The organism is Pseudoxanthomonas sp. LjRoot204_2, from assembly GCF_056175765.1.
The window spans coordinates 1-24,279 of the sequence record NZ_JBGFFG010000004.1 but is presented as its reverse complement, the minus strand read 5'-3'; the positions used below and the strand labels follow the sequence as shown (position 1 = coordinate 24,279).

The following is a 24,279-nucleotide window of genomic DNA, read 5'->3' as shown; positions in this document are numbered from 1 at the left end:
GCGCTACACCGAGCTGCTGGTCAGCGGCGACGCAGTGGAGCAGGCGCGCGCCCTGAAGCCGATCGACGAGCGCGCCCTGCCCTTCGGCAAGACCGTGCTGCTGTTCGACGGCGTACCGAAGGGCCACCTCGCCGCCCTCGGCGAAACACGCACCCCTGGCTTGGCCGACCTGTTCGTCGCCATCATGAAAGGAACCTACGCATGAACGCCGTGACTTCGACATTGGGCAAATCCTCCAAGCCGGGCGCGTTCACGTGGCTGCTGAAGCGCGAGTTCTGGGAGAACCGAGGCGGTTTCTTCTGGGCACCGGTCATCACCGGCGGCATCTTCGTGGTGCTCAACCTGATCCTGGCGGTCATCGGCAGCATCGCGGCACGGGGTGAAATCAACGGCGGCGGTTTCAGCATCGAGGAAGCGCCGGAGAAGGCGTACCAGATCGTCGGCGGCATCGGTGATGGCATGCTGCTGGGCGGCGTGATCCTGGCCTGCGTGGTRCTGGCGTTCGTGGTGTTCTTCTACGCGCTGGGCACGCTGTACGACGACCGCCGCGACCGCAGCGTGCTGTTCTGGAAATCGTTGCCGGTCTCCGATACGCACATGGTGTTGTCCAAGCTGGCTTGGGCACTCTTGCTGGCACCGCTGCTGGCCGTGGGCGTGGGCATCCTGATCGGCCTGGCGATGTGGCTGATTTCGGCCCTGACCATTTCGATCAACGGCCTGCCCGCTGGCGGCGCGGTGTTCACCCACTCGCATCCGCTGCGCATCATCGGTGGGGTGCTGGCCTCGCTGCCCGTCTATGTGTTCTGGGCGTTGCCCGCGGTCGGCTGGCTGATGTTCTGCTCGGCCTGGTCGCGCAGCAAGCCGTTCCTGTGGGCGGTGCTGGTGCCGGTACTGGCCTGCGTGATCATCAGCATGACCGACATCCTGCCGGGCCTGGAGGTCCGCCACGACCTGATCTGGTACACCGTCGTCTACCGCGGACTGGCGAGCGTGATCCCGGGTGCCTGGTTCCCCACCCTGCCCGGTGGTGCCGCCAACCCGCATGCCAACTTCAACTCGCCGGACGAACTGGCCAATGCCATCGACCTGACGCGCAGTTGGCACGCCTTCGCCACGGCGGACCTGTGGATCGGTGCGGTGATCGGCGTCGCCCTGATTGTCGGCGCGATCTACCTGCGCCGCTGGCGCGAAAGCGAATAAGCCTGCTCCGGGCGGCGCCCCCTGCCGCCGCCCGTCCCTTTCCGCAGAACGAGGATTTCCCATGCGCAATCGTGTTCACCTGATCCAGGGCGCCTGCATCGCCACGGCCCTCCTGCTGACGGCCTGCCAACCGGCGCAGGACAAGCAAGGCAACGCTCCCACCGGCATTGCAGCCGAGGCGATGGGAGAGGTCGCCAAGGGCCTGGGCGACGCCAGCAAGGAAATGGAGAAGGCGCGGCAGGAAATCGCCGACGCACGCGATCGCCTGGCCCGCGAAAACCTGTCGCTGAACCGCAACGAGAGCGAATCACAGCCGAAGGCGGAGATAACCCCCGCAGGCGAACTGCTGATCGAAGGCAAGCAGATCGCCACCACGCCGGAACAGAAGGCACTCGTTCTGGCATATCGCAAGGAGCTTCTGGGGGTGGTCGGCGACGGCATGGCCATCGGCATGGAAGGCGCGCGCGTCGGTATCGATGCCGCCGCCTCGGCGCTGAAAGGCGTGCTCGCCGGGCAGTCCGGCGACGAGATTGGGCAGCAGGTCGGCGAGCAGGCCAAGGCGAAGATCAAGCCGATGGTCGCGCAACTCTGCACGCGCATGCCGGGCCTGCTGGCTGCGCAGCAGGCGCTCGCCGCTGCGGTCCCCGAGTTCAAGCCCTACGCCAACATGGACCAATCCGACGTCGACGACTGCGCAGACGCCAACGGCGACGGTACCTGGTCCTTCTGAGCACCGCGCGCGGTGCCCCGCATCGCGGGGCATCCGATTTCCCCTTCCATCCAGCGTCCCCACGCGGAGAACCCGACATGCGCCTCCACCCCGTCGTCATGCCGCTGTTGCTGACCCTCCTGCTACCGTTCGCCGCCCCCGCAGCGTCCGCCAAGGACACGCCTGTCCGCGACGAGATCAGCGCGGACCTCGCCGACGCACGTAAGGAAGTGCGGGCGGAACTCGCCGCTGCCCGTCGCGAACTGGAAACCGACAACCTGGAGCTCGGCGCCCATGTCCATTTCGGCAAGTCCGACAAGCGCGCTTCCGATGCTGATCGCGCCTTGCTGAAAGCGGAAATCACGCCCCGAGGCGACTTCCTGATCGAGGGCAAGCCTGTCGCCATCGACGAGCGGCAGCGTCGCGACCTGCTGCTTTACCGACGCCAGGTGATCGACATCGCAAAAGCCGGGATCGACATCGGTGAACGCAGCGCGGAGGTCGCGCTGGAGGCAGTGGACCGCGGTGTGTTCAGCCTGCTGTTCGGCGCGATGACCGGGAACCTGGAACGCCGGATCGAGAAAGCCGTCAGCGAGACCGTCGAACCCGGCGTCCGCCGGATCTGCCGCAGCCTGCCCGCGCTCCGGGACAGCCAGCAGCGGCTGTCCGCAAGCCTCCCGGCGTTCCGCCCCTACGCGACGCTGGACGTCGACGATGCCGAGGACTGCGAGAAGGACATCCGCCAGACGTTCGCATCGCGATGACGGCCTGCGGCCTGCACCCGCGTCCAGGCCGCCGATGCCTCCCTCGGTTTGATTCCGGAAACTCCCTCATGCGTATCGCGTCGCTCACCATTCCCCTCCTTGGCCTGCTGACCCTGTCTGCGCCCAGCCTGGCCTCGGATCGCTACTGCAAGCACGAAGCTCCGCGCCAGCTCACGCTCGACGTCGGCGATGCTCGGACCGTGGTGTTCGACGTCGGCCCCCACGACCTCACCGTTACATCGCGCGCGGGTGCCCCCGCCGCCATGACGGGCAGGGCGTGCAGCAGCCATGCCGACCGGCTGGATCGCCTGAAGCTGGAACAGCGTCGCTCCGGCGACAAGCTGATCGTGCGCATGTATCAGGAAGGCCGTTTCAGTGGCCTATCCTTCGGCAGCAACTACGCGTACATGAACCTCACAGCCACCCTGCCCGACCACCTGACGGTACAGGTCAAGGTCGGCTCCGGCGAAGCCACCGTTACCGGCGCGCCGGTATTCAGCGCGGATGTGGGCTCAGGCCACGCGGTGGGCCGCAACACGCGCGGCCTGGCCGCCGCTTCGGTGGGCTCGGGCAGCATCGAGCTCCATGGAGCCGGCAGCCTCAACGTCGTATCGATCGGTTCTGGCCAGGTGGAGGCGGAGGCCATCAAGGGGGTCGCCAAGGTGGGCAGCATCGGCTCGGGGGGTTTCAGCCTGTCGTACGGCGGCAGCGTCGAGATCGGCTCGATCGGTTCCGGCGGTGCCGAACTCCGCGACATCGCCGGCGACATCGCGGTGGACTCGGTGGGATCGGGCGGCGTCGAAGTGCGCAATGCAAGCGGTGGATTGACCGTGCGCTCGATAGGCAGCGGCGACATCGACCATGAGGGCGTGAAAGGCGCTCTCGATCTTCCCAAGCGACGTTGATACCTGAGGAACGAACATGACCCGTATGCCCGCACTCGCCCTATCCGTGCTCCTGCTCGCCGCGTGCTCGCCAGACCGTGACCCCAGCGACGGCACGGCGAGCTCGAATGCGCTCTGGGGGCAGAACGTGAAGCTCGACGCGACCGGACATCCCCGGGCGGAAGTATCGGCGAAGGGAGATTTCATCGTGGACGGCAAGGCCGTGCCGGTGAACGATCAGCAGCGCGCACTGCTGGTCGCCTATCACCGCGAACTGGGCGGTATCGCCGATGCCGGCATCGCCACCGGCAGGGAAGGCGCCAAACTGGCCGGCAAGGCGGTCGGCGCGGCCGTGCGTGGCATCTTCAGTGGCAATCCGGACCAGATCGACCAACAGATGGAAGCCGAAGCCAAGAAGGTCGAAGCGGAAGCCATGAAGATCTGCGATCGCCTGCCCGGCCTGTACAAGGCGCAGCAGGATCTCGCCGCAGCGTTGCCGGCCTTCACGCCCTACGCGAGCATGGAACCCGACGACGTGACCGAGTGCCGCACTTCGCACAACGATAGCCACGAAGCGGGCAAGGACGTGGGGCGCGCCATCGGCCAGGCGGTCAAGGCCACCCAAGGCAATGCAGCCCAGGAAGCGGATGCGGCCGCCGCCGAGCCGGCGGAAGCTCCTTCCCCCTGATGCTGCGCCGGTGGTCGCGTCGTCCACCCTCCCCCACGCCGACACGCCCGTGCGAGGCCATCCATGAAGTGTGCGTACCCGATCCTGCTGGCGACACTGATGACGATAGCCCCCGCGCGGGCGGCGGATGTGCCAGATCCTGCGCGCGAGCAAGCGTTTCAGGACCACATCGCCTACGTGGCCACGTTCGCGATGCCGGTGATGATCGAGAAGTGCGCCCTCATGGATGAAACTTACCTGGCGCGCGCCGCGCCCGCGTACTTCCGGTATGTCAATGGCCGTCAGGACCAGATCGAGCGCGGACGCCTGCTTACGCTGGCGGAATTCGGCCCGGCCGATACGCTGGCGACCTACCGTGCACGCACGCTGTCGCAGCGCCTGGGGCGCCTGGACACCGGGACGCCTGAGCAGAAACGGCAGATGTGTGAGGGTGCCCTGGCGATGCTCATGGGCAAGCGGGTCCCCGGYGAATGGCCGCCGCGCGAGTGATCCACGGCCCGCGGATCAGCCGCCTCCCGCACCCGGCTTGCCATGGATGCCACCCTTGGCGAGCACGGCGGGATCCAGCAGCCGCTTGAGCGTCTTTTCCGGTAGGCCGGTGACCTCGCGCGCGACGTCCAGCACCGCCCGGTTCTGCTTGTAGGCCTGTTTGGCGATGGCTGCGCCCTTCTCGTAACCGATCACCGGATTCAACGCAGTCACCAGGATCGGATTGCGATCCAACGCCTCCCGCACGCGGTCGGTCCGTACCGTGATGCCGGCGATGCAGTCGTCCGCCAGCAGTCGGGAAACGTTCGACAACAGCTGGATGCCATCCAGCAGATTGTTGGCGATGAGCGGCAGGGTGACGTTGAGCTGGAAGTTGCCGGTCTGGCCGGCGACCGTGATCGCCGTGTGGTAGCCCATCACCTGGGCACAGACCATCACCGTGGCTTCGGGAATCACCGGGTTGACTTTGCCCGGCATGATCGAACTGCCCGGCTGCAGTGCCGGCAACTCCACTTCGCCGAGGCCGGCGAGCGGCCCGGAGTTCATCCAGCGCAGATCGTTGGCGATCTTGGTCAAGGCCACCGCCAGCGCACTGAGTTGGCCGGACAGTTCGACCGCATCGTCCTGCGCCGCGAGACCTTCGAACTTGTTGGCGGCGCTCTCGAACCGCGTGCGGGTGCGGGTGGACAGGACTTTGGCGACCCGGGCACCAAACCGGGCGTCGGCATTGATGCCCGTCCCGATCGCGGTGCCGCCCAGCGGCAGGCGGCGCACCCGCTTCAATGTGTCTTCGATGCGGGCCTGGGCGGACGACAGTTGCGCGGACCAGGCCGAGAATTCCTGGCCGAAGGTGAGCGGCATCGCGTCCATCAGGTGCGTGCGGCCGATCTTGACCACCCTGGCCAGCGTCCTGCCGCGCGCATCGATGGTCTTGCGCAAGTGCTTGATCGCGGGCAGCAGGTCTTCCATCACCGCGAGTTGCGCCGCAACGCGCAGCGCGGTCGGAATGACGTCATTGGAACTCTGCCCCAGGTTGACGTGGTCGTTCGGATGCACGGCCGCCCTGCCGGCGCGCGAGGCGAGCGTGGCGATCACCTCGTTCGCATTCATGTTGGAGGAGGTGCCCGAGCCCGTCTGGTACACATCAATGGGAAAATGCGCGTCGTGCTCGCCGGCGGCCACGGCCTGCGCCGCCATCTGCACCGTCGCCGCGATGCCCTTCGGCAACAGGCCCAGGCCCGCATTCACCTCGGCGGCAGCGCCCTTGACCAGACCCAGTGCGCGGATGAAGCCGCGCGGCATCGGCCGGCCGGAGATCGGGAAGTTCTGCACCGCACGCTGCGTCTGGGCACCCCAGAGCGCGTCCGCAGGAACCTGCAGTTCGCCCATGCTGTCGTGCTCGATGCGGGTGCGGCCCGCCGACTTCTTGCTGGTCATCGACCGTCTCCTGCGAGGATTTCACGGCGTGCTCGCCGGTGCGGGACCGGCGGCTGGCGGGCCCACAGGATACGCCAGGCCGGTTCGTCGCCTTCCCGGGGTAAAATGGAACGCTCCCTTTCAAGCCCACCCGCGCCCATGTCGGATTCGTCCCTGCTCGCCCTGTCCCCGCTCGATGGCCGCTATGCCGGCAAGGTCGACGCGCTGCGCCCGATCTTCTCCGAGTACGGCCTGATCCGCGCCCGCGTGAAGGTCGAGGTGGAATGGCTGCTGGCGCTGGGTGCCGAAGGGGGCATCACCGAGCTGCCGGCGTTCTCGGCCGCCGCGACGACGAAGCTGCGCGCATTGGCGGACGGCTTCAGCGTGGCGCATGCGGCGCGCGTGAAGGAGATCGAACGCACCACCAACCATGACGTCAAGGCGGTGGAGTACTTCATCAAGGAGCAGCTGAAGGACGATGCCGAACTCGCGCCGGCGCTGGAATTCGTCCATTTCGCCTGCACCAGCGAAGACATCAACAACCTGTCCTACGGGCTGATGCTGGAACAGGCGCGCCGCGACGTGCTGCTGCCCGCGCTGGATGGCGTTGCCGCGACGCTGCGCGCGCTGGCCCATGCGCAGGCGGCGCAGCCGATGCTGTCGCGCACGCACGGCCAGACCGCCTCGCCGACCACGCTGGGCAAGGAGATCGCCAACGTCGTCGCCCGCCTTGAGCGCCAGCGCACGCAGATCGCCGCGGTGGAACTGACCGGCAAGATCAATGGGGCGGTCGGCAATTACAACGCGCACGTGGCCAGCTATCCCGACGTCGACTGGCCGGCATTCGCGCAGCGCTTCGTCGAAGGCCTGGGCCTGGTGTTCAACCCGTACACCACCCAGATCGAGCCGCACGACAACGTCGCCGAGATCGGCGATGCCGCGCGCCGCGCCAACACTGTCCTGATCGATCTGGCGCGCGACGTCTGGGGCTACATCTCGCTGGGCTATTTCAAGCAGCGGCTCAAGGAAGGCGAAGTCGGCAGTTCCACCATGCCGCACAAGGTCAACCCGATCGACTTCGAGAACGCGGAAGGCAACTTCGGCATCGCCAATGCGCTGTTCGAACATTTCAGCGCCAAGCTGCCGATCAGCCGCTGGCAGCGCGACCTCACCGACTCCACCGTACTGCGTGCCCTGGGTACCGCCTTCGGTCACACGCAGGTCGCGCTGGATTCGCTGGCCAAGGGCCTGGGCAAGCTGGAAGTGAATCCGCAGCGCCTGGATGCCGACCTCGATGCGGCGTGGGAAGTGCTGGCCGAAGCCGTGCAGACCGTCATGCGTCGTCACGGCCTGCCGAATCCGTACGAACAGCTGAAGGCGTTGACGCGCGGCCAGGGCATCACCGCCGACTCGATGCGTGCGTTCGTCGAATCGCTCGACCTGCCGCCCGACGACAAGCAGCGCCTGCGCGACATGACGCCAAGCCGCTATACCGGCCTGGCCGAACGCCTCGCACGCGACATCTGATGCACCGGCAAAGGGAACGGCGATGCACCTGCTGATCAACATCGACGTTCCCGACCTGCCTGCCGCCGAGGCGCTGTACACGCGCGTCTTCGGGCTCACCGCCGGCCGCCGCTTCGGCGCCGGGGGTGTCGAACTGCTGGGCGCACAGGCCCCGATCTACGTGCTGCAGCATCCGTCCGGCAGCATTGCCGCCGCGGACGCGCGCCGCGACTACGCCCGCCACTGGACGCCCGTGCACCTGGACGTGGTGGTGGACCATCTAGAGCCTGCCCTCGACCGTGCCCTGGAGGCCGGACTGGTGCAGGAAACCGACATCCGCGACGCGAACTGGGGCCGCATCGTCCGCCTGGCCGATCCCTGGGGCCACGGCTGGTGCCTGCTGCAGTTCGTCAACCGCGGCTACGACGAGATCGCCACATGACCCTTCGCTGCCTCTTCGCTGGCGGGCTGCTTGCCCTCGCGCTCCCTCTCGCCGCCGTCGCCGCGGATGCTCGCCCCCCCGTAAAGGCCTGTGAAGACGACGCAGGCTGGAACGAGCCGGCCACGCCCCTGAAGGTGTACGGCAACACTTGGTACGTGGGCACGTGCGGGATCAGTGCCCTGCTGCTGACCTCGGACGAAGGCCATGTCCTCATCGATGCCGCCACGCCGCAGGCCGCTCCACAGATCCTCGCCAACATCCGTGCCCTCGGCTTCGAGCCGGCGGACGTGCGCGCCATCGTGTTCTCCCACGAGCATTTCGACCATGCCGGCAGTCTGGCCGAGCTGCAGGAGGCCACGGGCGCACCCGTGTACGCACGCGCGCCTGCCGTCGCCACGCTGAAGCGCGGCGCCAGCGACCGCAACGATCCGCAACACGAGGTACTGGACCCGTTCGCACCGGTCAGAAAGGTGGTCGTCGTCGCGGATGACGGCGTCGTGCGCGTCGGTCCGCTCGCCCTGCAGGCCGTTCCCACACCGGGGCACACGCCGGGGGGGACGAGCTGGACCTGGCGTTCGTGCGAGGGCGACGACTGCCGGCAGATGGTCTATGCCGACAGCCTGACCGCGATCTCCGACGACGTGTACCGTTACAGCGACGACGCAGCGCATCCCGGTTACGTAGCAGCGTTCCGCGACACGCTTGCGCGGGTCGCGGCCCTCGACTGCGACATTCTGGTCACTCCGCATCCCTCCGCCAGCCAGCTGTGGTCAAGGATCGGGCCGCGAGCGAACGCGCCCCTCGTGGACCGCGACGCCTGCCGGGTGTACGCGCGGAAAGCCTCCGAACGCCTGGACAAGCGCCTGGCCGACGAAGCCGCCAGCGGAACGCCGGCGCGGCCTTGACCGGCATCAATGTCGCAGGTGGCGCGATCGGTGACGCTGCCCTTCCCCCTTCCTGCCCGGCGCATCGCCCCGCGAACACGACCCCATGACCAAGAAGACGCTCTCCCGCGCCGCCTCGCTTCCGTTCGAAGTCGACGCCACCCGTGACCATCCCCTCGGCATGCCGGCCGAGCGCTTCCTGCGCGACTACTGGCACAAGCGTCCGCTGCTGATCCGCAACGCATTCCCCGGCTTCGAGACCCCGGTGCAACCGGAGGATCTCGCCGGCCTGGCCTGCGAAGACGGCGTGCTGGCGCGGATGATCAGCCTGGACCGCGCCACCGGCGCGTGGGATGTCCGCACGGGCCCGTTCCAGGAAGAGGATTTCCCCGGACTGCCCGACCACGACTGGACCCTGCTGGTGCAGGACGTGGACAAGTGGGACGCCGACGTACGAGCGCTGCTGSAGCAGTTCCGCTTCCTGCCGCGCTGGCGGGTGGACGACATCATGATCAGCTTCGCGGCCACCGGCGGTTCGGTCGGCGCGCACGTGGATCACTATGACGTGTTCCTGCTGCAGGCCCAGGGCGAGCGCCGCTGGGCGATCGACGCCCGCGTGGCGATGGGGCAACCCGCGCCGGACCTGGGTTTCCAGGAGGACGTGGCGATCAAGCTGCTGCGCACGTTCAAACCCACCCACGAATGGGTGCTTTCACCCGGCGACATGCTGTACCTGCCGCCGCTGGTCCCCCACCACGGCGTGGCCGAGAACCCGTGCCTGACCTTCTCGGTGGGCATGCGCGCCCCGTCGTCGGCCGAACTGATCGGCGACTATCTGGACACGCTGATCGCAGAAGCGGACGAGGCCGTGCGCTACCACGACGAAGACCTGACCGTGCCGCAGGATCCCAACGAAATCGATGCTCGCGCGATGGCGCGCGCAGTCGAGGCCCTCAACGCCTTGCGCATGAACGATCCCGACCTGGTCGGCGACTGGTTCGGCCGCTTCATCACCACCTACCGTGCTTCGGGCGATGTCATGCCGCCTCCGGATGCGCCCTCGCGCATCGAGATGGAATGGGACCTGCAGCGCGGCGCGCACCTGCTGCGCCACCCGTTCTCGCGATTCGCATGGCGTCGGCGCAGCAAGGGCGCCACCCTGTTCTGCAATGGGGTGGATTACGTGCTGCCGGTCAGGGAAGCCCAGCAGTTGGCAGGCCTCGAGAGCCTGGACGGCGCTACCTACGGTGCACTCAGCGAGGACGCGCGCGATGCGGTGATGGGATTGGCGGCGCAGGGCCATTATCAGCTCGCGTTCGGGGATGACGATCCGGACACCGGGGACGAGGACGCATGAACGCCGCCGGGGACTACCGCGTCGCACCGGTCGACTACGCCACCGACGCCCGCCTGGTCCACCAGGTCAGGGACGTGGTGTTCGTCCAGGAACAGCAGGTGCCGCGCGATCTCGAGCGGGATGCGATGGACCCGCTCAGCTACCACGTGCTCGCCCGCGATGCCTCCGGCACCCCCATCGGCACGGCGCGGTTGACGCCAGCGCACCGCATCGGCCGCATGGCCGTCCTGGCGGCATGGCGTGGGCGCGGCGTCGGCGATGCCCTGCTGGGCGCCCTTCTGGACGAGGCCCGTCAGCGGCAGTGGCCCGATGTGTCGTTGCACGCCCAGGTTTCCGCCGAGGCGTTCTATGCGCGCCATGGCTTCGTGCCGGAGGGCGAGCGCTTCCTCGAAGCCGGCATCGAACACCAGACCATGCGCCGTGTGGTGGCGGGCGCCGCCCGCATCACCCGGCGCGCTGAAGCCGTGGCCATCACCACGGCCGTGATCGCGCAGGCGCGCCGCGGCCTGGTGGTCTACAGCCGGGCGCTGGATCCGGGGCTGTGGGACGCACCGACGGTCGTCGAGGGCCTGCGCCGCCTCGCCACGCGCCAGACAGGCGCCCACGTGCAGCTGCTGCTGCAGGATGCGGCCACGCCGCAGCGGGCACTGGCGCCGCTGATCGCCCTGGGGCAACGACTGCCCAGCGTGTTCTCGTTCCGCGAAGTGCAGGATCCCGTCGACCTGCCCTACACCGCCGCGTTCGTCGCCAACGACGACCACGGGTACTACTTCCGGCCGCTCGGGCATCGCTTCGACGGTGAGGCCGGGCTGGCGCATGCCGGCCGTGCACGCCAGCTGCGCGAGGAGTTCTCGCAGATCTGGGAGCGTTCGCGGCCCGTCAGCGAATATCGCGCGCTGGGCCTCTAGCACGCTGCGCATGCGGTCGCATCCGGCAGCGCCAGCGGCCCGCACCCTGCGTCTTTAGTCCAATCCGGTTACGCCCCCTTCCCGGCATGGGGGTATAATTTCCGGGTTTTCGTCCATGTCCGTGGGACATCGCGCGACATGGACCGCAAGCGCCCCTCGACTACCCCACCGAACCCCATCGTGGACAATCTCCTGAAGCAGTTCGCGCAATCCTCGCAGCTCAACGGAGGCAATGCCTCCTACGTCGAAGACCTGTACGAGCAGTATCTCGTCGCCCCGGACAGCGTGGGCCCCAAGTGGAAGGCCTACTTCGACGGATTCAAGGGCCACGAGGCGGGGGATGTCCCGCATTCGGTCGTGATCCAGCAGATCACCGAGGCCGCCCGCCAGGCTGCCAACAACGGGCATGTCGTCGCCGCCGGCGGCGATGAACGTGAGCGCAACATCGGCCGCCTCATCACGGCGTACCGGTCGCGCGGCCACCTGGGGGCCCAGTTGGACCCGCTCGGCCTGACCCCGCCGGTCAATCCCCCGGACCTGGACCTGTCCTTCCACAACCTGTCCGACAAGGACCTCGACAGCGAATTCAGCACCGGCAACGTCGGCGGCAACTCGCGCATGAAACTCCGCGACCTGCTGGCGCGCCTGAAGGCGGCCTACACCGGCCCCATCGGCGTCGAGTTCATGCATATCTCGGAAGTCGACCAGCGCCAGTGGCTGTACCAGCGGCTGGAGACCGCCGGCGGCCAGTTCGGCCTGTCCGACGACGCCAAGCGCCGCACCCTGGAGCGCCTGACCGCGGCCGAAGGCCTCGAGCGCTACCTGCACACCAAGTACGTGGGCCAGAAGCGCTTCTCGCTGGAAGGCGGCGATGCGCTCATCCCGCTGCTCGACACCATGATCCGCAGTGCCGGCGAAGGCGGGGTCAAGGACATCGTGGTCGGCATGGCCCACCGCGGCCGCCTCAATGTGCTGGTCAACACGCTGGGCAAGAGCCCGCGCAAGCTCTTCGACGAGTTCGAGGGCAAGTTCGAACACGACAACAACCTGGCGCACGCCGGCGACGTGAAGTACCACATGGGCTTCTCCGCCGACATCGCCACGCCGGGCGGCCCGGTCCACCTGGCGCTCGCGTTCAACCCGTCGCACCTCGAGATCGTCGACCCGGTCGTGGCCGGCAGCGTCCGTTCGCGCCAGGAGCGCCGCAACGACGCCGCACGCCAGGCGGTGYTGCCGATCATCATGCACGGCGACGCCGCGTTCGCCGGCCAGGGCGTGGTGATGGAGCTGTTCCAGATGTCGCAGGCGCGCGGATTCGCCGTCGGCGGCACGCTGCACATCGTCATCAACAACCAGATCGGCTTCACCACCAGCAACAAGGAAGATGCGCGCTCCACGCTGTACTGCACCGACGTCGCCAAGATGGTCGGCGCACCGGTCTTCCACGTGAATGGCGACGACCCGGAAGCGGTGGTGTTCGTGGCGCAGCTGGCCTACGACTTCCGCCAGCAGTTCAAGAAGGACGTGGTCATCGACCTGGTGTGCTACCGCCGCCACGGGCACAACGAAGCCGATGAGCCGGCCGCGACCCAGCCGGTGATGTACCAGACCATCCGCAAGCACGCGACCACGCGCGAGATGTACGCCGCCAAGCTGGAAGGCGCCGGCGTCATCCCGGCCGAAGGCGGCAAGGCGCTGGCCGACGCCTATCGCGACAAGCTGGACTCGGGCGAATACACCACCGAACTCGCCAAGCAGAAGGACGACGAGCTGGCGATCGACTGGTCCAAGTACCTCTCCGGCAAGCTCAGCGATCCGGTCGATACCAAGGTCAAGCGCAAGTCCCTCGATTCGCTGGCCAAGATCATCACCACGATTCCCGCTGGCGTCGCCCTGCACCCGCGCGTGGCCAAGATCTACGAAGACCGCGTGAAGATGGCCGCCGGCGAGCAACCCGCGGACTGGGGCTTCGCCGAGAACCTCGCCTACGCGACGCTGCTGGCCGAAGGCAACGGCCTGCGCCTGGTGGGCCAGGACGCTGGGCGCGGCACGTTCTTCCATCGCCACGCGATCCTGCACGACCAGAAGACCGACAGCTATTACCTGCCGCTGCGCCAGCTGGTGGAACAGCCCGAGCAGGCCACCATCATCGACTCGCTGCTGAGCGAAGAAGCGGTGATGGCCTTCGAATACGGCTTCTCGACCACCGATCCCAACACGCTGTGCATCTGGGAAGCGCAGTTCGGCGACTTCGCGAACGGCGCACAGGTGGTCATCGACCAGTTCATCGCCGCCGGCGAGGCCAAGTGGGGCCGCATCAGCGGCCTGACGCTGCTGCTGCCGCACGGCTACGAGGGCCAGGGMCCGGAACACAGTTCCGCACGCCTGGAGCGCTTCCTGCAGCTGTGCGCGCTCGAGAACATGCTGGTCTGCGTGCCGACCACGCCCGCGCAGGCGTACCACATGCTGCGCCGGCAGATGCGCATGACCACCCGCAAGCCGCTGGTGGTGATGACGCCGAAGTCGCTGCTTCGCCACAAGCTGGCCGTGTCCACGCTGGACGAACTGGCCAATGGCGAGTTCCAGCACCTGATCCCCGACGCCACCGCCGACGCCAAGAAGGTCAAGCGCGTCGTCGTATGTTCGGGCAAGGTCTATTACGACCTGCTGGAAGATGCGCAGAAGCGCGGCCAGGACGACGTGGCGCTGGTGCGCGTAGAGCAGCTTTATCCGTTCCCGCGCGAGCAACTGGCCGCCGAGCTCAAGCGCTACGGCAAGGCCACCGAAGTCGTGTGGTGCCAGGAAGAACCGCAGAACCAGGGCGCGTGGTACCAGATCAAGCACCACCTGCAGGCCTGCCTCACCGACAAGCAGTCGCTGCATTATGCAGGCCGTACGCGTTCGCCCTCGCCCGCCGCCGGCCATTTCGCCGAGCACGTCGAGGAACAGCTGAAGCTGGTCGCCGACGCACTGGTCAACAAGCTCGGCAACGACAACGTCGCCGAATGAGCCCTCCCTTCTTCATCGAACACCATCACCAGGACGTCCCATCCCATGGCCACTGAAGTCAAAGTTCCGGTTCTGCCCGAGTCCGTCTCCGATGCCACCATCGCCGCATGGCACAAGAAGGCCGGCGACGCGGTCAAGCGCGACGAGAACCTGATGGATCTGGAGACCGACAAGGTCGTGCTGGAAGTCCCCTCGCCCGTCGACGGCGTGCTGAAGGAAATCAAGTTCAAGGAAGGCGACACGGTGACCAGCCAGCAGCTGCTGGCGATCATCGAGGAAGGTGCGGCCGCCGCTGCGCCCGCTCCCGCCGCCGCCGAAGAGAAGAAGCCGGCCGCTGGCGCCCAGGAAGTACAGCCGAAGGCCGAAGCCGCCAAGGCCGACGCCGCTGCACCGTCCAGCACCAAGCCTGCCCCGGCCGGCGCCGACGCGCTGCCGCCGGGTGCGCGCTTCACCGCCATCACCCAGGGCATCGATCCGGCCGCCGTGGAAGGCACCGGTCGCCGCGGCGCCGTGACCAAGGAAGACCTGGTCAACTACGCCAGCGGCAAGACCGCGGGCGTGTCCGGTGGCGCGCGTCCCGAAGAGCGCGTGCCGATGACCCGCATCCGCACCCGCATCGCCGAGCGCCTGATGCAGTCCAAGAACTCCATCGCCATGCTGACCTCGTTCAACGAGGTCAACCTGGGCAAGGTCATGGAGATGCGCAAGGAACTGCAGGACGACTTCGTGAAGGCCAACGGCATCAAGCTCGGCTTCATGAGCTTCTTCGCCAAGGCCGCCGCCAACGCGCTGCAGCGCCACCCGATCGTCAATGCGTCGGTCGATGGCAACGACATCATCTACCACGGCTATGCCGACATCTCGATCGCCGTCTCCACCGAGAAGGGCCTGGTCACGCCGGTGCTGCGCAATGTCGAGCGCATGGGCTTCGGCGACATCGAGAAGGGCATCGCCGATTACGCCAAGAAGGCGCGCGACGGCAAGCTGGGCCTGGAAGACCTGCAGGGCGGCACCTTCACGATCACCAACGGCGGCACCTTCGGTTCGTTGATGTCCACGCCGATCGTCAATCCGCCGCAGAGCGCCATCCTGGGCATGCACGCCATCAAGGACCGCGCCATCGTCGAGAACGGCCAGGTCATTGCCGCGCCGATGATGTACMTCGCGCTSTCSTACGACCACCGCATCATCGACGGCAAGGACGCGGTGCWGTTCCTGGTCGACATCAAGAACCAGCTGGAAAACCCGCACCGCATGCTTCTCGGCATGTGATGCACCTAGCCCCTCTCCCATCGGGAGAGGGGTTGGGGTGAGGGGCAACGGAGTCACGCCCTCTGGCCTCGCGACAAAACGCGGCAGCCTCACCTCTGATTTGGAGTCTCCCACTCCATCGCCCCTCATCCGCCCTTCGGGCACCTTCTCCCGAGGGGAGAAGGGAAAGGCAAAGGACACTGAAATGGCTGAACAATTCGACGTCGTCGTCATCGGTGCCGGTCCCGCCGGCTACCACGCCGCCATCCGCGCCGCACAGCTGGGCATGAAGGTCGCGTGCATCGACGCCGCGCTGGGCAAGGACGGCAAGCCCGCGCTCGGCGGTACCTGCCTGCGCGTGGGCTGCATCCCCTCCAAGGCGCTGCTGGATTCCTCGCACCAGTACCACAACCTGACCCACCAGTTCGAGCAGCACGGGATCAGCGTCAAGGACGCGAAGATCGACGTCGGCACCATGGTCGGCCGCAAGGACGCGATCGTGAAGCAGTTCACCGGCGGCATCGCGCAGTTGTTCAAGGCCAACAAGGTGACGGCCTACTACGGCTTCGGCCAGCTGCAGCCGGGCAACGTCGTCAAGGTGAAGCAGCACGACGGCAGCGACGTGGAGCTCAAGGGCACCAACGTCATCATCGCCGCCGGTTCGGATTCGATCGAACTGCCGTTCGCCAAGTTCGATGGCGAGACCATCGTCGACAACGTCGGCGCGCTGGACTTCACCGAAGTGCCGAAGCGCCTCGCCGTGATCGGCGCCGGCGTGATCGGCCTGGAACTGGGCAGCGTGTGGAAGCGTCTCGGCTCCGAGGTCACCATCCTCGAAGCCCTGCCCGATTTCCTTGCCGTCGCCGACAGTGAAGTGTCGAAAGTCGCCGCGCGCGAGTTCAAGAAGCAGGGCCTCGATATCCGTCTTGGCGCCAAGGTGTCGAAGACCGAAGTCACGGGCAAGGGCAAGAAGAAGGAAGTCGTGGTCACCTACAGCGACGCCGAAGGCGAGAAGACGCTGACCGTAGACAAGCTACTTGTCGCGGTGGGCCGCCGCGCCGCGAGCAAGGGCCTGCTGGCCGAGGGCACCGGCGTCAAGCTCAACGAACGCGGCCAGGTGGAAGTGGACGCCCACTGCCACACCGGCGTCGACGGCGTGTGGGCGATCGGCGATTGCGTGCGCGGACCGATGCTGGCGCACAAGGGCTTCGAGGAAGGCATCGCGGTCGCCGAGCTGATCGCCGGCCTGCCGGGGCATGTCAACTTCGACACCATTCCGTGGGTCATCTACACCTCTCCCGAGATCGCCTGGGTGGGCAAGACCGAACAGCAGCTCAAGGCCGAGGGCGTGGCGTACAAGGCCGGCTCCTTCCCGTTTGCCGCCGTGKGCCGCGCCGTGGCGATGGCGGAGCCGAGCGGCTTCGTGAAGGTCATCGCGGACGCAGAAACCGATCGCGTGCTGGGCATGCACCTGGTCGGCGCCAACGTGTCCGAGCTGGTGCACGAAGGCGTGCTCACCATGGAGTTCAAGGGCTCCGCGGACGATCTGGCCCGCATCTGCCATGCGCACCCGTCGCTGTCGGAAGCGGTGCACGATGCCGCGATGGCCGTGCACAAGCGCGCGATCCACAAGGCCAATTGAGGCCCGCACGGCGGCGAGGCCGTCGCCGTGATCCGCATGCGCCAGGCGAAGCCTGGCGTTTTGCGTTTCAGACAACAGGCAACACAGGACACCCGACATGAAGAGCATTTGCGTCTACTGCGGCTCCAACGCCGGCAACAAGCCGGCTTACACCGAGCGCGCCATCGCGCTGGGCGACCGCATCGCCAAGGAGGGACTGCAGCTGGTCTACGGCGGCGGCAACGTCGGACTGATGGGCATCGTGGCCGACGCGGTGCTCGCCGCTGGCGGCGAGGTCACCGGCGTGATCCCCGAGCAGCTGGTTAACTGGGAAGTGGCGCACAAGGGCCTGACCCGTCTGGAGGTGGTGGCCAACATGCACGAGCGCAAGAAGCGCATGTTCGACCTGTCCGACGCCTTCGTCGCCCTGCCCGGCGGTTTCGGCACGCTGGACGAGATGTTCGAAATGCTGACCTGGCGCCAGCTCGGCATCGGCGACAAGCCCTGCGCCTTCCTCGATGTCGAAGGTTTCTATACACCGCTGATGGGCATGATCGACCGCATGGTCGAAGAGCGCTTCCTGCACCCGGAACAGCGCAACGACCTCTGGCACGGCGACGACCTCGATGCGATGGTCGCCTGGATGCGCGCCTATTCGCCGGCGCAGGCGGACAAGTGGATGGACGAGAAACGGCGCAAGTCGTTGCGTTGAGCGGAGCGCTCTTTTCGAAGTGAATTGATCTGCCGTCCGGGTTGACCTGATCAGTCACTGGATCCCGGCTTTCGCCGGGATGACGGGAGAGATCGCAGGCAGAGAACCAGTCCACTGTCGCTCCAGCGTCGAGCCTGTCGGCCTGGACGGATGCTTTGTATGCCGTCATCCCGGCGAAAGCCGGGACCCAGCGACTCTCACTTGAAAGTGAAACGTGCAAGAGAGCAGGATCGCGTCGGGACCAAACAGGGCAAGGAGTGCCCGATGCGACAGCGCAATCCCTGCGTTTACATCCTAGCGAGCCAACGCAATGGAACGCTCTATATCGGCGTTACCTCCGATCTGGCTTCACGCGTTTGGCAGCACAAGAACGACCAGGTCTCAGGCTTCACTCGCCGCTACCGCGTCCACACGTTGGTCTGGTACGAGTCGCACGACACGATGCCGTCTGCCATCGCGCGGGAGAAAGCCCTGAAAGAGTGGAAGCGCGAATGGAAACTCAGGCTCATCGAGGACACGAATCCGTACTGGCTTGACCTGTATGGCGGAATCGCATGAGCCCGCATGGCTGACCAAAGTCGCATGTCGACGCTTTGGCATTTATCCGGCAATGACCGCAAAATCCAGGTCACTGGGTCCCGGCTTTCGCCGGGATGACGGAGCACACGCATGACCCTGCCTTCCAACGCCTTCAAAGCCTTCCGCATCCACAACGACGACACCGGCTACCGCAGCGGCATTGAAGCCATCGCGCTCGACGGATTGAATCCGGGTGAAGTGGTCATCAAGACCGCCTACTCATCGGTCAACTACAAGGATGCGCTCGCCGGCACAGGCGAAGGCAAGATCCTGCGTCGCTTCCCGCTGGTCGGCGGCATCGACGTGGCCGGCCACGTGGTGGCCTCCACCGATCCCGCCTTCAAGGAGGGCGATGCGGTACTGGTGACCGGGTCGGGACTCAGCGAAACCCGCGACGGCGGCTACGCCGACTACGCGCGTCTCGATGCCAAGTGGGTCATTCCCCTGCCCACCGGCCTGAGCCTGCGCGAAAGCATGATCCTGGGCACGGCAGGGTTCACGGCCGCACTGGCGCTGTATCGCATGCGGGAAAACCGCCAGACGCCCGATCTCGGTCCGCTCGCGGTCACCGGTGCCACCGGCGGCGTCGGCTCACTGGCCGTCGATATCTTCAGCAGGGCCGGGTTCGAGGTGCACGCCATCAGTGGCAAGCCCGAGAACGCGGCCTACCTGACGTCGATCGGCGCCACCGAGGTACTGGGTCGCGATGCGCTCGCGACGGCGCGCCCGATGGAATCCGCGCGCTTCGGCGGCGGACTCGACAACGTCGGTGGCCCCATGCTCGCCAGCCTGCTGGCGCAGACCACGCCGTATGGCAACGTGGCGAGCGCCGGTCTTGCCGCGAGTGCCGACCTGCCCATAACTGTGATGCCCTTCATAATTCGGGGCGTATCGCTGCTCGGCGTGGCATCGGCCGGCACCGCGCGCGACATTCGCGAACAGGTCTGGCAGCACCTCGCCAGCGACTGGAAGCCGCGGCACCTGGAGACCATCTGCACCCGCGAAACCACGCTGGAAGGGTTGCCGGAGGTGTTCCGCACCATGCTGGACGGGCGCTCGTTCGGACGCACGCTGGTACGAATGGGATGAACGGCATCGGCGGCGCGACGGACGTTGTCCGTTGGCCGCCCAGCCCATTGTGTTGTCACGGACAAGGTCTAAAATCGGTGTCGGGGAACACTGGGGACATCCATGGCAAAGATTCTGATCGTCGACGATTCACCGTCGCAACTGCTGGGCATCCAGCGCATCGTCGAGAAACTGGGGCACGAATCCATCACCGCCGAGGACGGCGCCGCGGGCGTGGAAGTCGCCAAGCGCGAGCTGCCCGACATGGTGCTGATGGACGTGGTGATGCCGAACCTCAACGGGTTCCAGGCCACGCGCACGCTGAGCCGCGAGGCCACCACCAAGCACATTCCGGTGATCCTGGTGACCACCAAGGACCAGGATACGGACCGCATGTGGGGCCTTCGCCAGGGCGCCAAGGCCTATCTGACCAAGCCGTTCTCGGAAGACGAACTGGCCGAGGTCATCGAGCGCATCTTCAACGCGCGCGAACTGCCTTCCGCGCCCTMCGCCTGACGCCGGTCGCTACCGCACGCTGAAGAGCAGGCCCCGGCCTGCTCTTTTCGTTTGCGTGTCCGCTCAACGTGGCGCGATGTAACCGCCAGGTACGCCGCGTGGCGAAAGCACCAGCTGCCACAGCTGCGAGCGGCGGCTGCGGAACGTGGCCATGGACGCGGCCAGGTAGAACCGCCACATCCGGCGGAAGCGGGCGTCGTAACGCGTGGCCAGCGATGCCCAGGCCGATTCCACGTTGTCCCGCCACGCCTGCAGCGTCCGGTCGTAGTCGGCGCCGAAGTTGTGCCAGTCCTCGATGACGAGCCGTCCTTCCGCCGCCGCGGCTACCTGCGCCGCCGATGGCAGCATGGAATTGGGGAAGATGTACCGCGCGATCCAGGGATCTGTCCGTTGCACCGATCGGTTTCCCCCGATGGTATGCAGCAGGAACAGGCCTTCCGGCGGCAGGCAACGGCGAACGACGTCGAAATAGGTGGCGTAGTTCTTCACTCCCACGTGTTCGAACATGCCCAGCGAGAACGCCGCGTCGAAGGGCTCGCGCAGCGCCCGATAGTCCTGCAGGCGGATCTCGACCGGCAATCCGGCGCACAGCTGCCGGGCATACGCCGCCTGCTCCCTGGAGACCGTGATCCCCACGCCTTCCACGCCATAGCGCTGCACGGCGAACTTGAGCGCTTCACCCCAGCCACAGCCGATGTCGAGCACCCGCATGCCGGGCAGCAGGCGGAGCTTGCGGCAGACCAGATCCAGCTTCGCTTCCTGCGCTGCGTCGAGATCGGTGGCGTCGCGCCAGTAGCCGCAGCTGTACACCAGGCGGCGGCCCAGCATCGCGGCGTAGAGATCGTTGCCGAGGTCGTAATGGCGGCGCCCTACTTCGCCACTGCGATGCGGCGACTGCAGGTTGGTCAGGCGGGCGCGCAGCGCATCGAACAGCTCCCCTGCACCGTGCACCTGTTCGTCCACGCCGGCGGCAAGCAGGCGGAACAGCAGACCATCGAGCGAGGCGCTGTCCCACCAGCCGTCCATGTAGCTTTCGCCCAATCCCAGCGACCCCTGCCCCAGCACCCGGGCATGGAAGCGGGGATCGTGGATCCGGATATCCCAGGGGCGGTCGCCCCCGATCCGCACATCCGCTCCGGCCAACAGGTTTGCGATCCTGCGCTCGAAGCGGGCGTACGGCATGTCGGTCAGCGCGCGAAGAGCTCCGCGTACGCCGGGGCGACGTGCGGCAGCAGCAAGGCAGCAGGCACGTCCACCGTCTGTGTACCGTCGGCATACGGGCCCACCTGGTAGGGGGGGAAGACGAAGCGAAGGGCCGTGATGCGGCCTGCCGCATCCAGCACCGGCACGAATTCGCTGAAGTTGGCAGCGTCCGGCTCGGTGCCTTCGTCGATCATCCGGAACGTGCTCTTGATCAGGGCGGCGCGGTCCACCGGGGGGAGTTCGTCCTCGTCGGCACGGTTCACCACGGCGGTGTGCAGCTGTTCGCGGACGTAATCGCTGACGGCCTGCCAGCCCTTGGCGCCCGGGATCAGCGCGGCCGCAGTCAGGCGCGCGTCCTGCTGCGGCAACCAGACGAAGCGCGCGATCAGCGGCTGGCCGTGTGCGCCGCCCGTGTAGCGGCTGCCATCCGCCGCCACCGCGACGATCTGCGGGGTATCCACTACCTGCTCGAATGCCAGGGAAAGCTCGTAGGGTGCCGACGGCTTGTCGTTGCCGAAGGCGTCGACGGCCTGCATCAGTTCGGCGCGCTCGGCGGCCGTGTAGTCCGACAGCGCCTTCGCCAGCCCGGGATGGCGATTGACGGCCGCGGGATAGCTGATGCCGATGACATACCGGTCGTTGCTTTCGATGACATCCTTCAGTTCGACCGGCGCTCCGGCGGTGGCCGCCGACGCGGCCACGGGAGACGGCGGTTCGCCGGCCGCGTCGGGTGCCGGCGGCGTTTCGCGCTGGCAGGCCGCCAGTGCGAGTGCGGCGACCAGAACCAGGATCGCGTGGGGGGAAAGGTGGCGTGACGAGGGGGGGAGTGACACGTTCGGGCTCCTTCCGAGTGTGATGGCGATCATTCTAAGGCGGCGCCCGTGCAGCCTCCATCACGATCAGGCATCCACCAGATCGGCGTACTCGGGATGCCGCTGGACGTACGCGGCGGAATAGGAACACGCAGGCACCACGCGCCATCCCTGTGTCCTTGCATGGCCCAGAGCCGCCTTGACCAGCTCGGCCGCGATCCCCCGTCCGCCGATCGCCTCCGGCACACCCGTGTGCTCGATGACCATGCGCCCGTCCCGCAGGGAATAGACGAGTTCGGCTTCGTGACCCTCCAGGCGGGTGGAAAAGCGGCGGGAGTCCGCATCGTGATGCAGGTCGAAGGCAGGCAGGTCGTCGGTCATGGCGTCTCCGTGGTGAGGGGCTCAATGGCATTGTGACCCACTGCCCAGCCGGCGCCGTGGCAGAACTGGACGCAGCGCGTCACATTCATGCTTGTGAAAGGCATGAGGAGCGCCAGTGAGCGTGATCGGATTCGCAGTTTCGACGTTGGCACGATTGCTGCGAGGTACGGACCATAGACCTGCCTCTCGGAGTTTCGCCATGAGCCTGATCGACACACTGCCCGACGTCTCCAACGCCAACGATTTCACGCTGCTGGAAGGTCTGTTCCAGCTCACGGTGACCGGCCATACCGATGCGTGGGAATTCGAACGCCTCAACAACGCCGTGTACGAGCGCTTGATGTCGGCCTACTCCGGCAGCGAGAAGGCGGGCGTACACGCCGTGCATTCCCTGGTGGACTGAGTCGCCGCACCTCTTCATCGGGTGCTCCGGCGCGGCGCAGGGGTCCGCCTTCGGGTGTGACTGCCGCGTCGGAGTCCCGTCCCACCTGCTTCGTCGAAGCAGGCAGAACGAAACATTCCCTCCCATAATTCCTGCCGCGGTTGGCTATTCGCCGCGATGATCCCGTTTGCCCTGGTTGCGACGATCCTGCGTGCCTGCACTGCCCTGGATCGCTTTGAGCCGGCTTTCCGCAGCATGCAGTTCCATCGCCTTGTCAGCCGCCTCGTTCGATACGAAGCCCGCTGCCGCCGTGGCACCCTGCCCATCCTGGTCCAATTGCTGCCATGACGCGGGCTGCCGATCATGCGCCTGCTTCTGCTCGAGCAGCGACCGGGCGTTGGCCAGCGCCTGCGCCGGGGTAATCTTCCGGGGCGCACGTTTGCGCGCGGTCGCCTTCTTTGTCGTCCCTTTGCGTACGCTCGGCGTCCGCCGCGCTACCGTTGTTGCGGCGACCTTTTTCACCGCCTTCGAAACCGCCTTCCTGGCTGGCTGCTTGACCGCTTTCTTCGGGGCGGCACTGCCTGTGGTCTTCTTCGCTACGTTGGGTGCCGCCTTCTTCGTTGCCGGAGATGTCGGCGACTGCTTCGCGGCCTTCTTGGTCGCTGCCTTCTTGGTCGCAGCCTTCCCGGGCGCGGTCTTCTTGGCCGTCACCGTCCTGGCCGAGGTCTTGGCCGGGACCTTCTTTGCGGGCTTGCTTGCGGGCTTGCTTGCGCGCTTACTGGACGCTGCCTTGCCTGCGACTTTCTTGACTGYCTTTTTCGCTACAGCTTTGCGGGTCGCCATGTGCGGCTCCACGGGTGGGACACGACCCCGGGATAGCATGGCCCACCTTCAATGCAGGTGAGCAAAGCCGCAAAGTCGGCTTAACCGAAGCTCGGGCGCGAGAGCTCCTGCAGGAAGTGTTGCACCACCTCCGCATCCATCACCACCAGGAAAAGCACCCCGTAGGCGGCACCCGCCAGGTGGGCACCATGGTTGATGTTGTCGCCGCCGCGCTTGTCCATCCAGATGCTGTAGGCGATGTACAGCACGGCGAACACGATGGCCGGCATGGGAATGAAGAACACCCCGATCGTAGCCCAGGGGGCCAGCAGGATGAAGGCGAACAGCACCGCCGACACCGCACCGGACGCGCCCAGGCTGCGGTAATTCGGGTCCTTCTGGTGCTTCAGGTAGGTCGGCAGGATCGACACCACCAGTGCCGAGAAGTAGAACAGCGGGAAAACCCACGGCCCCTTCTGCTCGGCCATCCAGCCTTCGATCTGGCGCCCGAAGAAGAACAGCGTGAACATGTTGAAGAACAGGTGCCAGATGTCGGCGTGGATGAAGCCATACGTCACCAGCCGGTCGTACTGGCGGTGGCGATCGATGGCCGGCGGCCACAGGATCAGTCGCATCAACAGCGATGGCGTGCGCAGCGCGATGAGGCTCACCACGC

Annotated in this window: 25 protein-coding genes and 1 pseudogene; 20 read left to right on the top strand and 6 right to left on the bottom strand. The window is 66.7% G+C overall.

The window, feature by feature from the left end:
- The 7 genes and pseudogenes from AC04L7_RS00490 to AC04L7_RS00460 all read left to right on the top strand — a co-directional run.
- A pseudogene (locus AC04L7_RS00490) lies at positions 1-205 on the top strand (ABC transporter ATP-binding protein); the annotation flags it as partial.
- Positions 202-1,200, top strand: coding sequence for an ABC transporter permease (locus AC04L7_RS00485; RefSeq protein WP_435998234.1), 999 nt, complete (start codon positions 202-204; stop codon positions 1,198-1,200). The pseudogene AC04L7_RS00490 and the gene AC04L7_RS00485, both read left to right, overlap by 4 nt.
- A gap of 61 nt (positions 1,201-1,261) precedes the next feature.
- Positions 1,262-1,930: a YggN family protein gene (locus AC04L7_RS00480; RefSeq protein ID WP_435998232.1), complete on the top strand. Its 669-nt coding sequence runs from the start codon at positions 1,262-1,264 to the stop codon at positions 1,928-1,930.
- Between the two features lie 77 nt (positions 1,931-2,007).
- Positions 2,008-2,673 carry a hypothetical protein gene (locus tag AC04L7_RS00475; RefSeq protein ID WP_296279875.1) on the top strand — a complete coding sequence of 222 codons (666 nt, stop codon included), beginning with the start codon at positions 2,008-2,010 and terminating at the stop codon, positions 2,671-2,673.
- Between the two features lie 68 nt (positions 2,674-2,741).
- Entirely contained in the window at positions 2,742-3,578 is an 837-nt protein-coding gene (locus tag AC04L7_RS00470; RefSeq protein WP_435998230.1) for a head GIN domain-containing protein, read from the top strand.
- Between the two features lie 16 nt (positions 3,579-3,594).
- Complete coding sequence (locus AC04L7_RS00465) at positions 3,595-4,245, top strand: DUF2884 family protein (RefSeq protein ID WP_435998228.1); 651 nt, start codon at positions 3,595-3,597, stop codon at positions 4,243-4,245.
- A gap of 99 nt (positions 4,246-4,344) precedes the next feature.
- Positions 4,345-4,734 carry a hypothetical protein gene (locus tag AC04L7_RS00460; RefSeq protein WP_475512363.1) on the top strand — a complete coding sequence of 130 codons (390 nt, stop codon included), beginning with the start codon at positions 4,345-4,347 and terminating at the stop codon, positions 4,732-4,734.
- Positions 4,735-4,749: 15 nt separating this feature from the next.
- Here the strand turns inward: AC04L7_RS00460 and AC04L7_RS00455 are convergent, their stop codons facing one another.
- Complete coding sequence (locus AC04L7_RS00455) at positions 4,750-6,171, bottom strand: class II fumarate hydratase (RefSeq protein WP_435998224.1); 1,422 nt, start codon at positions 6,169-6,171, stop codon at positions 4,750-4,752.
- 138 nt (positions 6,172-6,309) lie between these two features.
- On the opposite strand from AC04L7_RS00455, the gene purB reads away from it, so the two are divergent.
- From purB to pilH, 12 genes are all read left to right on the top strand, one after another.
- Positions 6,310-7,677 (top strand): adenylosuccinate lyase, encoded by a 1,368-nt coding sequence (gene purB, locus AC04L7_RS00450; RefSeq protein ID WP_435998222.1) that lies wholly within the window; start codon positions 6,310-6,312, stop codon positions 7,675-7,677.
- A 22-nt stretch (positions 7,678-7,699) separates the two neighbouring features.
- Positions 7,700-8,098, top strand: a complete 399-nt coding sequence (locus tag AC04L7_RS00445; protein ID WP_435998220.1) for a VOC family protein — start codon at positions 7,700-7,702, stop codon at positions 8,096-8,098.
- Positions 8,095-9,003 carry a subclass B3 metallo-beta-lactamase gene (bla, locus tag AC04L7_RS00440; RefSeq protein ID WP_435998218.1) on the top strand — a complete coding sequence of 303 codons (909 nt, stop codon included), beginning with the start codon at positions 8,095-8,097 and terminating at the stop codon, positions 9,001-9,003. The genes AC04L7_RS00445 and bla overlap by 4 nt, the downstream gene beginning before the upstream one ends.
- 85 nt (positions 9,004-9,088) lie before the next feature.
- Complete coding sequence (locus AC04L7_RS00435) at positions 9,089-10,339, top strand: ribosomal protein uL16 3-hydroxylase (RefSeq protein WP_475512362.1); 1,251 nt, start codon at positions 9,089-9,091, stop codon at positions 10,337-10,339.
- Positions 10,336-11,247, top strand: a complete 912-nt coding sequence (locus tag AC04L7_RS00430; RefSeq protein WP_435998214.1) for a GNAT family N-acetyltransferase — start codon at positions 10,336-10,338, stop codon at positions 11,245-11,247. Before AC04L7_RS00435 ends, AC04L7_RS00430 begins: the two co-directional genes overlap by 4 nt.
- A 180-nt stretch (positions 11,248-11,427) precedes the next feature.
- Entirely contained in the window at positions 11,428-14,256 is a 2,829-nt protein-coding gene (locus AC04L7_RS00425) for a 2-oxoglutarate dehydrogenase E1 component (RefSeq protein ID WP_435998212.1), read from the top strand.
- Positions 14,257-14,301: 45 nt separating this feature from the next.
- Positions 14,302-15,528 carry a dihydrolipoyllysine-residue succinyltransferase gene (sucB, locus tag AC04L7_RS00420; protein ID WP_475512361.1) on the top strand — a complete coding sequence of 409 codons (1,227 nt, stop codon included), beginning with the start codon at positions 14,302-14,304 and terminating at the stop codon, positions 15,526-15,528.
- Between the two features lie 184 nt (positions 15,529-15,712).
- Positions 15,713-17,149 (top strand): dihydrolipoyl dehydrogenase, encoded by a 1,437-nt coding sequence (lpdA, locus tag AC04L7_RS00415; RefSeq protein ID WP_475512360.1) that lies wholly within the window; start codon positions 15,713-15,715, stop codon positions 17,147-17,149.
- A gap of 97 nt (positions 17,150-17,246) precedes the next feature.
- Positions 17,247-17,840: an LOG family protein gene (locus tag AC04L7_RS00410; RefSeq protein ID WP_299342363.1), complete on the top strand. Its 594-nt coding sequence runs from the start codon at positions 17,247-17,249 to the stop codon at positions 17,838-17,840.
- Between the two features lie 264 nt (positions 17,841-18,104).
- Complete coding sequence (locus AC04L7_RS00405) at positions 18,105-18,398, top strand: GIY-YIG nuclease family protein (RefSeq protein WP_296278304.1); 294 nt, start codon at positions 18,105-18,107, stop codon at positions 18,396-18,398.
- Positions 18,399-18,509: 111 nt separating this feature from the next.
- Positions 18,510-19,508: a YhdH/YhfP family quinone oxidoreductase gene (locus AC04L7_RS00400; RefSeq protein ID WP_435998205.1), complete on the top strand. Its 999-nt coding sequence runs from the start codon at positions 18,510-18,512 to the stop codon at positions 19,506-19,508.
- A gap of 102 nt (positions 19,509-19,610) precedes the next feature.
- Entirely contained in the window at positions 19,611-20,003 is a 393-nt protein-coding gene (gene pilH / locus AC04L7_RS00395) for a twitching motility response regulator PilH (RefSeq protein ID WP_475512359.1), read from the top strand.
- Positions 20,004-20,066: 63 nt separating this feature from the next.
- On the opposite strand, the gene cfa is transcribed toward pilH, so the two are convergent.
- The 3 genes from cfa to AC04L7_RS00380 all read right to left on the bottom strand — a co-directional run bounded on the left by cfa (position 20,067) and on the right by AC04L7_RS00380 (position 22,399).
- Positions 20,067-21,185, bottom strand: a complete 1,119-nt coding sequence (cfa, locus tag AC04L7_RS00390; RefSeq protein ID WP_435998203.1) for a cyclopropane fatty acyl phospholipid synthase — start codon at positions 21,183-21,185, stop codon at positions 20,067-20,069.
- A gap of 5 nt (positions 21,186-21,190) precedes the next feature.
- Positions 21,191-22,039: a DUF3298 and DUF4163 domain-containing protein gene (locus AC04L7_RS00385; RefSeq protein ID WP_435998201.1), complete on the bottom strand. Its 849-nt coding sequence runs from the start codon at positions 22,037-22,039 to the stop codon at positions 21,191-21,193.
- Positions 22,040-22,105: 66 nt separating this feature from the next.
- Complete coding sequence (locus tag AC04L7_RS00380; RefSeq protein WP_435998199.1) at positions 22,106-22,399, bottom strand: GNAT family N-acetyltransferase; 294 nt, start codon at positions 22,397-22,399, stop codon at positions 22,106-22,108.
- 199 nt (positions 22,400-22,598) lie between these two features.
- Between AC04L7_RS00380 and AC04L7_RS00375 the strand changes: the two genes are divergently transcribed.
- Complete coding sequence (locus AC04L7_RS00375) at positions 22,599-22,802, top strand: hypothetical protein (RefSeq protein ID WP_435998197.1); 204 nt, start codon at positions 22,599-22,601, stop codon at positions 22,800-22,802.
- A gap of 144 nt (positions 22,803-22,946) precedes the next feature.
- On the opposite strand, the gene AC04L7_RS00370 is transcribed toward AC04L7_RS00375, so the two are convergent.
- Both AC04L7_RS00370 and AC04L7_RS00365 read right to left on the bottom strand, forming a co-directional pair.
- On the bottom strand, positions 22,947-23,624 hold the full coding sequence (locus AC04L7_RS00370) for a hypothetical protein (protein WP_475512358.1): 678 nt from the start codon (positions 23,622-23,624) through the stop codon (positions 22,947-22,949).
- Positions 23,625-23,704: 80 nt separating this feature from the next.
- The gene (locus AC04L7_RS00365) at positions 23,705-24,277 is read right to left on the bottom strand and encodes a rhomboid family intramembrane serine protease (protein WP_475512357.1); all 573 of its coding nucleotides are present in this window, start codon (positions 24,275-24,277) and stop codon (positions 23,705-23,707) included.
- Positions 24,278-24,279: the final 2 nt, after the last annotated feature.

Excerpts from the sequence above, each read along its gene's own strand:
- AC04L7_RS00480 (WP_435998232.1), top strand. The coding sequence starts at position 1,262 with ATGCGCAATCGTGTTCACCTGATCCAGGGCGCCTGCATCGCCACGGCC.
- AC04L7_RS00475 (WP_296279875.1), top strand. The coding sequence starts at position 2,008 with ATGCGCCTCCACCCCGTCGTCATGCCGCTGTTGCTGACCCTCCTGCTA.
- AC04L7_RS00470 (WP_435998230.1), top strand. The coding sequence starts at position 2,742 with ATGCGTATCGCGTCGCTCACCATTCCCCTCCTTGGCCTGCTGACCCTG.
- AC04L7_RS00465 (WP_435998228.1), top strand. The coding sequence starts at position 3,595 with ATGACCCGTATGCCCGCACTCGCCCTATCCGTGCTCCTGCTCGCCGCG.
- AC04L7_RS00455 (WP_435998224.1), bottom strand. The coding sequence starts at position 6,171 with ATGACCAGCAAGAAGTCGGCGGGCCGCACCCGCATCGAGCACGACAGC.
- purB (WP_435998222.1), top strand. The coding sequence starts at position 6,310 with ATGTCGGATTCGTCCCTGCTCGCCCTGTCCCCGCTCGATGGCCGCTAT.
- AC04L7_RS00445 (WP_435998220.1), top strand. The coding sequence starts at position 7,700 with ATGCACCTGCTGATCAACATCGACGTTCCCGACCTGCCTGCCGCCGAG.
- bla (WP_435998218.1), top strand. The coding sequence starts at position 8,095 with ATGACCCTTCGCTGCCTCTTCGCTGGCGGGCTGCTTGCCCTCGCGCTC.
- AC04L7_RS00430 (WP_435998214.1), top strand. The coding sequence starts at position 10,336 with ATGAACGCCGCCGGGGACTACCGCGTCGCACCGGTCGACTACGCCACC.
- AC04L7_RS00410 (WP_299342363.1), top strand. The coding sequence starts at position 17,247 with ATGAAGAGCATTTGCGTCTACTGCGGCTCCAACGCCGGCAACAAGCCG.
- AC04L7_RS00405 (WP_296278304.1), top strand. The coding sequence starts at position 18,105 with ATGCGACAGCGCAATCCCTGCGTTTACATCCTAGCGAGCCAACGCAAT.
- AC04L7_RS00400 (WP_435998205.1), top strand. The coding sequence starts at position 18,510 with ATGACCCTGCCTTCCAACGCCTTCAAAGCCTTCCGCATCCACAACGAC.
- cfa (WP_435998203.1), bottom strand. The coding sequence starts at position 21,185 with ATGCCGTACGCCCGCTTCGAGCGCAGGATCGCAAACCTGTTGGCCGGA.
- AC04L7_RS00380 (WP_435998199.1), bottom strand. The coding sequence starts at position 22,399 with ATGACCGACGACCTGCCTGCCTTCGACCTGCATCACGATGCGGACTCC.
- AC04L7_RS00375 (WP_435998197.1), top strand. The coding sequence starts at position 22,599 with ATGAGCCTGATCGACACACTGCCCGACGTCTCCAACGCCAACGATTTC.